This window comes from Streptomyces sp. NPDC004561 (genome assembly GCF_053602155.1).
Window position 1 is genome coordinate 22,023 of record NZ_JBSGDB010000057.1, and the last position, 6,747, is coordinate 28,769.

The following is a 6,747-nucleotide window of genomic DNA, read 5'->3' on the forward strand; positions in this document are numbered from 1 at the left end:
AACCTGAACTACGTTGCGCAGAAAGCAACTGCACCGGTCTCAAGTTCGGAGGTTGGGCAATGGCGGGACCCCGAGTGGTCATCATCGGAGCGGGCGTCGTGGGAGCGGCTCTGGCGGACGAGATCTCCGCCCTCGGCTGGACCGAGGTGACCGTGGTCGACCAGGGCCCCCTCCCGGCCACGGGGGGCTCCTCCTCGCACGCGCCGGGCCTGGTCTTCCAGACGAACCCCTCGAAGACCATGACCGAGCTGGCCCGCTACACGGTCGAGAAGTTCCGCTCCCTCGACGTCGACGGCGAGCCGTGCTTCCTCCAGGTCGGCGGACTCGAAGTGGCGACGAGCCCCGAGCGCCTCGCCGAACTCCACCGGCGCCACGGCTGGATCACCGCCTGGGGCATCGAGGCGCGCCTGCTGACCCCGGACGAGTGCGTGGAGCGCCACCCGCTGGTCGACCGCGGCAGGATCCTCGGCGGCCTCTTCGTCCCCACCGACGGCCTCGCGAAGGCCGTCCTGGCCGTCGAGGCCCAGATCCGCCGGGCCACCGAACGCGGTGTGCGCTTCCTCGCCCGGCACGAGGTCCTCGACGTCCGGCAGAGCGAGGGCCGCGTCACCGGCGTCCTGACCGACCAGGGCGAGATCCCCGCCGACATCGTCGTGTGCTGCGCCGGCATCTGGGGCCCGAGGATCGCCCGCATGGCCGGGATGAACCTGCCGCTCACCCCGCTCGGCCACCAGCTCGCCTGGACCGGCCCGGTGCCCGCCCTCGCCGGCCAGACCGAGGAGGCCGTCCGCCCGATCCTGCGCCACCAGGACGCCGACCTCTACTACCGCGACCGCTTCGACGGCCTCGGCATCGGCTACTACGGCCACCGCCCGATGCCCGTCTCCGCCGACGACATCCTCTCCGTGGACGAGGCCGAGGAGATGCCCTCGGTCCTGAAGTTCACCGAGGAGGACTTCGACCCGGCCTGGGCCGAGACCCAGTCACTGCTGCCCGCGACCCGCGAGGCCAAGGTCGAGGAGGGCATCAACGGCCTGTTCTCCTTCACCACCGACGGCTACCCGCTGCTCGGCGAGTCCCCTGACGTCAAGGGCTTCTGGGTCGCCGAGGCCGTGTGGGTCACCCACTCAGCGGGCGTCGGCCGGGCCGTCGCCGAATGGCTGGTCGACGGCTACTGCTCCTCCTTCGACCTGCACGAGTGCGACGTCAACCGCTTCGAGCCGCACCAGCTCTCCCCGGAGTACGTCCTGGCCCGCGACTGCCAGAACTTCGTCGAGGTCTACGACATCCTCCACCCCCTCCAGCCCTCCGGGAGGCCGCGCCCGATCCGCACCAGCCCCTTCCACGCCCGCCAGCAGGAGCACGGCGCGTTCTTCCTGGAGGCGAACGGCTGGGAGCGCCCCCAGTGGTACGAGGCCAACGCGCCCCTGGTCGAGGGCCGCGCCATACCCACCCCCAACGACTGGGCCGCCCGTTACTGGTCGCCCATCGTCGGAGCCGAGGCCCAGGTCACCCGCGAGACCGTCGCCCTGTACGACATGACGGCACTCAAGCGCCTGGAGGTCAGCGGCCCCGGTGCCGCCGGCTTCCTGGAGCGGCTGGTCACCGGCAAGGTCGCCAAGTCCGTCGGCTCGGTCACGTACACGCTGCTGCTGGACCACGACGGCGGCATCCGCAGCGACATCACCGTCGCCCGCCTCGCCCGCGACCACTTCCAGGTCGGCGCCAACGGCAACCTCGACCTCGACTGGTTCACCCGCCACCTGCCCGCGGACGGCAGGGTCCAGGTCCGCGACATCACCGCCGGCACCTGCTGCGTCGGCCTGTGGGGGCCGCTCGCCCGCGAGGTGCTGCAGCCCCTCGCCGACGCGGACTTCTCCGACGAGGGCCTGAAGTACTTCCGCGCCCAGCGCGCCCACGTCGGCAGCGTCCCGGTCACCGCGATGCGGCTGTCGTACGTCGGCGAACTCGGCTGGGAGCTGTACACCACCGCCGACCTCGGCCCGAAGCTCTGGGACACCCTCTGGGCCGCGGCCGAGCCGCTCGGCGGCATCATCGCCGGCCGGGGCGCGTTCAACAGCCTCCGCCTGGAGAAGGGCTACCGCTCCTTCGGCACCGACATGACCTTCGAGCACGACCCCTACGAGGCCGGCGTCGGCTTCGCCGTCAGGCCCGACAAGGACGACTTCATCGGAAAGGCCGCGCTGGAGCGCCGCCGGGCCGATGTACGGCGCAGGCTGACCTGCCTCACCATCGACGACCCCCGGGCCGTCGTCATGGGCAAGGAGCCGGTGTACGACGGCGAGCGCGCCGTCGGCCACGTCACCAGCGCGGCGTACGGCTACACGATCGGCAAGGGGATCGCCTATGCGTGGCTGCCGGCTGAGCTGGCCGTGCCCGGGACCGCCCTGCGGATCGGCTACTTCGACCAGCGCGTGGCGGCGGTCGTGGCCGAGGAGCCGCTGTTCGACCCGCCGATGTCCCGTCTCCGCGGCTGAGTGAACCGGGGCGCTCCCGCCAGGTCAGCCGGAAACTCATACGTACCGAGCACGGGCTCGTCGCCCACGTCGCCGAGGCCGCCGAGAGGAACGCGAATCCCCGTATGAACGCGCTGAACACGCCGCTGGCGCAGCTGGACCCCGAGGTCCACGCCGCCCTCCGCGCCGAGCTGCACCGCCAGCAGTCCACCCTGGAGATGATCGCCTCCGAGAACTTCGCGCCCACCGCCGTCATGGAGGCGCAGGGCTCGGTCGCGACCAACAAGTACGCCGAGGGCTACCCCGGCCGCCGCTACTACGGCGGCTGCGAGCACGTCGACGTCACCGAGCGGCTGGCCGTCGAACGCGTCAAGTCCCTCTTCGGCGCGGCCCATGCCAACGTCCAGCCGCACTCGGGCGCCCAGGCGAACACCGCCGTCCTCTTCGCCCTGCTCCGGCCCGGCGACACGATCCTCGGTCTCGACCTCGCGCACGGCGGCCACCTCACCCACGGCATGCGCGTCAACTACAGCGGCAGGATGTTCGACGTGGTGCCGTACCACGTCACGGAGGCCGACAACCTCGTCGACATGGACGAGGTGGAACGGCTCGCCAAGGAGCACCGCCCCAAGATGATCATCGCGGGGTGGTCGGCGTACCCGAGGCGGCTGGACTTCGCGGCCTTCCGCCGGATCGCCGACGACGTCGGCGCCCTCCTCATGGTGGACATGGCGCACTTCGCGGGTCTGGTGGCGGCGGGGCTCCACCCGAGCCCGGTCCCGCACGCCCACGTGGTCACCACCACCACGCACAAGACCCTCGGCGGTCCCCGCGGCGGAGTCGTCCTCACCGACGACGCCGGCCTCGCCAAGAAGATCGACTCGGCGGTGTTCCCCGGGATGCAGGGCGGCCCGCTGGAGCACGTCATCGCCGCCAAGGCGGTCGCCTTCAAGGTGGCGGCAACGCCCGAGTTCGCCGAACGCCAGGCCCGCACCCTGGCCGGCGCCCGCATCCTCGCCGAGCGCCTGACGCGGCCCGACGCGGCCGCGGCCGGGGTGAAGGTCCTGACCGGCGGCACGGACGTCCACCTCGTCCTCGTCGACCTGCGGGACTCGCCCCTGGACGGCCGGCAGGCGGAGGACCTCCTCCACGAGATCGGCATCACCGTCAACCGCAACGCCGTCCCCTTCGACCCGCGCCCGCCCATGGTCACCTCCGGCCTGCGCATCGGCACGCCCGCACTGGCCACCAGGGGCTTCACCGAGGCGGACTTCGCCGAGGTCGCCGACGTGATCGCCCTCGCCCTCCGGCCCGGGCCGGACGTACCCGCCCTGCGCGCCCGCACGGAGACGCTCGCGGCCGCGCACCCGCTCTACCCGCACCTCTCGGAAGACGGAGACGTCCGATGACCCCCCGCACCCCCGGCGCCGACCTGCCCGAGCACCCCGACCGGCTCTGGCGCACCCCCGAGCCCAGGCGGTCGTACGACGTGGTGATCGTGGGCGGCGGCGGCCACGGCCTGGCCACCGCCCACTACCTGGCGAAGAACCACGGCATCACCGACGTCGCGGTCCTGGAGAAGGGCTGGCTCGCGGGCGGCAACATGGCCCGCAACACCACGATCATCCGCTCCAACTACCTGTGGGACGAGAGCGCCGGCATCTACGAGCACGCCCTCAAGCTGTGGGAGGGCCTGGAGGAGGAGCTGGACTACCCGATCCTCTTCTCCCAGCGCGGCGTCCTGAACCTCGCCCACAGCCTTCAGGACGTCCGCGACAGCGTCCGCCGGGTCGAGGCCAACCGGCTCAACGGCGTCGACGCCGAATGGCTGGACGCCGAGCGTGTCAAAGAGGTCTGCCCGATCGTCAACGTCTCGCCCGACGTGCGCTACCCGGTCCTCGGCGGCACCTACCAGCCGCGCGCCGGCATCGCCAAACACGACCACGTGGCCTGGGGCTTCGCCCGCTCCGCGGACTCCGCCGGCATCGACATCATCCAGAACTGCGAGGTCACCGGACTGGACGTGGCCGGCGGCCGGGTGGTCGGCGTCCGCACGAACCTCGGCCCGATCGCCGCCGGCAAGGTCGCCCTGTGCTCGGCCGGCCACACCTCGGTCCTCGCCGCCATGGCCGGCATCGAACTCCCGCTCCAGAGCCACCCGTTGCAGGCGCTGGTCTCCGAACTCCTGGAGCCGGTGCACCCGACCGTGGTGATGTCCAACGCGGTCCATGTGTACGTCAGCCAGGCGCACAAGGGCGAACTGGTGATGGGCGCCGGCATCGACGCGTACAACTCCTACACCCAGCGCGGCGCGTTCCACATCATCGAGGAGCAGATGTCCGCCGCCCTCGAACTCTTCCCCGTCTTCGCCCGCGCCCACGTGCTGCGCACCTGGGGCGGCATCGTGGACGTCAGCCCGGACGCCTCGCCCATCGTCGGCCTCACCCCGGTCGGCAACCTCTACCTCAACTGCGGCTGGGGAACGGGCGGTTTCAAGGCCACCCCGGGCGTCGGCTGGGTCTACGCCCACACCATCGCCCACGACGCCCCCCACCCCCTCAACGCCCCCTTCTCGCTCGACCGCTTCACCACCGGCGCGCTCGTCGACGAGCACGGCGCGGCCGCGGTGGCCCACTAGGGAGCCGAACGATGCTGCTCATCCCCTGCCCGTGGTGCGGGCCCCGTGACGAGGCCGAGTTCCACTACGGCGGCCAGGCCCATGTGCCCTACCCCGAGGACCCCGCGGCCCTCACCGACTTGGAGTGGGCGCGGTACCTCTTCTTCCGCGACAACCCCAAGGGCCCGTTCGCCGAGCGGTGGAGCCATGCGGCGGGCTGCCGCAGGTGGTTCAACGCGGTGCGGGACACGTCGACGAACGAGATCCTCGCCGTCTACCGGGTGGGGGAGCCGCGTCCGGGAACGGTCGAGCCGCGCCCAATCACCTCGCGTCCAGCGCCACCGGCCCGTGCGGTGATCGACGCCGAAGGGCGGTCCGAGGGCGGGGTCCCCGGCGGGGCCGAAGAGGCGGAGCCCCTTCAGGACGGCACGGGCAGGGGCGGCGGGGGCGCATCCATCGGCGGCTCCGCCGGTGGCCATCCGTTCCGCACCCCCACCGGCGGCCGCATCGACCGCGGCACCCCCCTCACCTTCACCTTCGACGGCACCGCATACGAGGGCTACCGCGGCGACACCCTGGCCTCCGCCCTCCTGGCCAACGGTGTCGTCAAGGCCGCCACCAGCATCAGGCTCGGCCGCCCCCGAGGCATCTTCTCGGCCGGCGTCGAGGAACCGAACGCGGTCGTCCAGATCGAGGCCCCCTTCCCCGAGCCCATGCTCCCCGCCACCACCGTCGAGCTCCACGACGGCCTGGTCGCGAGCAGCCTCCCCGGCCAGGGACGCCTCGCCACCGAACCCGACCCCGCCCGCTACGACGCCGTACACGCGCACTGCGACCTGCTGGTCGTCGGCGCCGGACCGGCCGGCCTCGCGGCGGCCGCGGCCGCCGCGGGCAGCGGAGCACGGGTCATCCTCGCCGACGACCAGCCGGAAGCGGGCGGCAGTCTGCTCGGCACCGGCGAACACCTCGACTGGGTCGCGGCGACACGCGCGCGGCTCGAAGCGGCCCCCGAGGTACGCGTCCTGAGCCGCACCACCGTCTTCGGCCACTACGACGACAACCACCTCCTCGCCGTCGAGCGCCGTACCGGCCACCTCGGCGCCGAGGCCCCGGCCCAGGTCTCCCGCGAGCGGGTCTGGCGGATCCGCGCCCGGCGCGTGGTCCTCGCGACCGGCGCCCACGAGCGGTCGCCGGCGTTCGGGGACAACGACCGGCCCGGCGTGATGCTGGCCGCCTCGGCCCGCACCTACCTGCACCGGTACGCCGTTCTGCCCGGACGGCACGCGGTCGTGTTCACCACCAACGACAGCGCCTACGCCGCCGCGCTCGACCTGGCGGCGGCCGGAGTGGACATCGCGGCGGTCGCCGACACCCGGCCCGAGCCGGGGGAGTGGGCCGAGCGCGCCCTGACCGCCGGAATCGAGGTGCTGGCCGGGCACGCCGTCAGCGGCACGCGGGGCGGGGACCGCCTCACCGCCGTGACGGTCGCCCGGTACGGGGAGAGCGCCGGACAGCGGGAGTTCGCCGTCGACCTGCTGCTGGTCTCCGGCGGCTGGAACCCGGTCGCCCACCTGTTCAGCCAGGCGGGCGGCAGGCTCCGCCACGACGACGTGCTCGGCACCTTCGTCCCCGACGGCTGCCGGCAGGCCGTGG

Annotated in this window: 4 protein-coding genes; all 4 read left to right on the forward strand. The window is 72.7% G+C overall.

Going from position 1 to position 6,747, the window contains the following annotated elements:
- Positions 1-59 precede the first annotated feature (59 nt).
- Positions 60-2,498: a GcvT family protein gene (locus ACWEN3_RS10925; RefSeq protein ID WP_452968421.1), complete on the forward strand. Its 2,439-nt coding sequence runs from the start codon at positions 60-62 to the stop codon at positions 2,496-2,498.
- A gap of 104 nt (positions 2,499-2,602) precedes the next feature.
- A complete protein-coding gene (gene glyA / locus ACWEN3_RS10930; RefSeq protein WP_452968424.1) occupies positions 2,603-3,886 on the forward strand; it encodes a serine hydroxymethyltransferase in 1,284 nt (427 codons plus the stop codon).
- Complete coding sequence (locus tag ACWEN3_RS10935) at positions 3,883-5,115, forward strand: sarcosine oxidase subunit beta family protein (protein WP_452968427.1); 1,233 nt, start codon at positions 3,883-3,885, stop codon at positions 5,113-5,115. The genes glyA and ACWEN3_RS10935 overlap by 4 nt, the downstream gene beginning before the upstream one ends.
- Positions 5,116-5,126: 11 nt before the next feature.
- A partial coding sequence (locus tag ACWEN3_RS10940) for a sarcosine oxidase subunit delta family protein (RefSeq protein ID WP_452968429.1) occupies positions 5,127-6,747 on the forward strand: 1,621 nt, incomplete at its 3' end.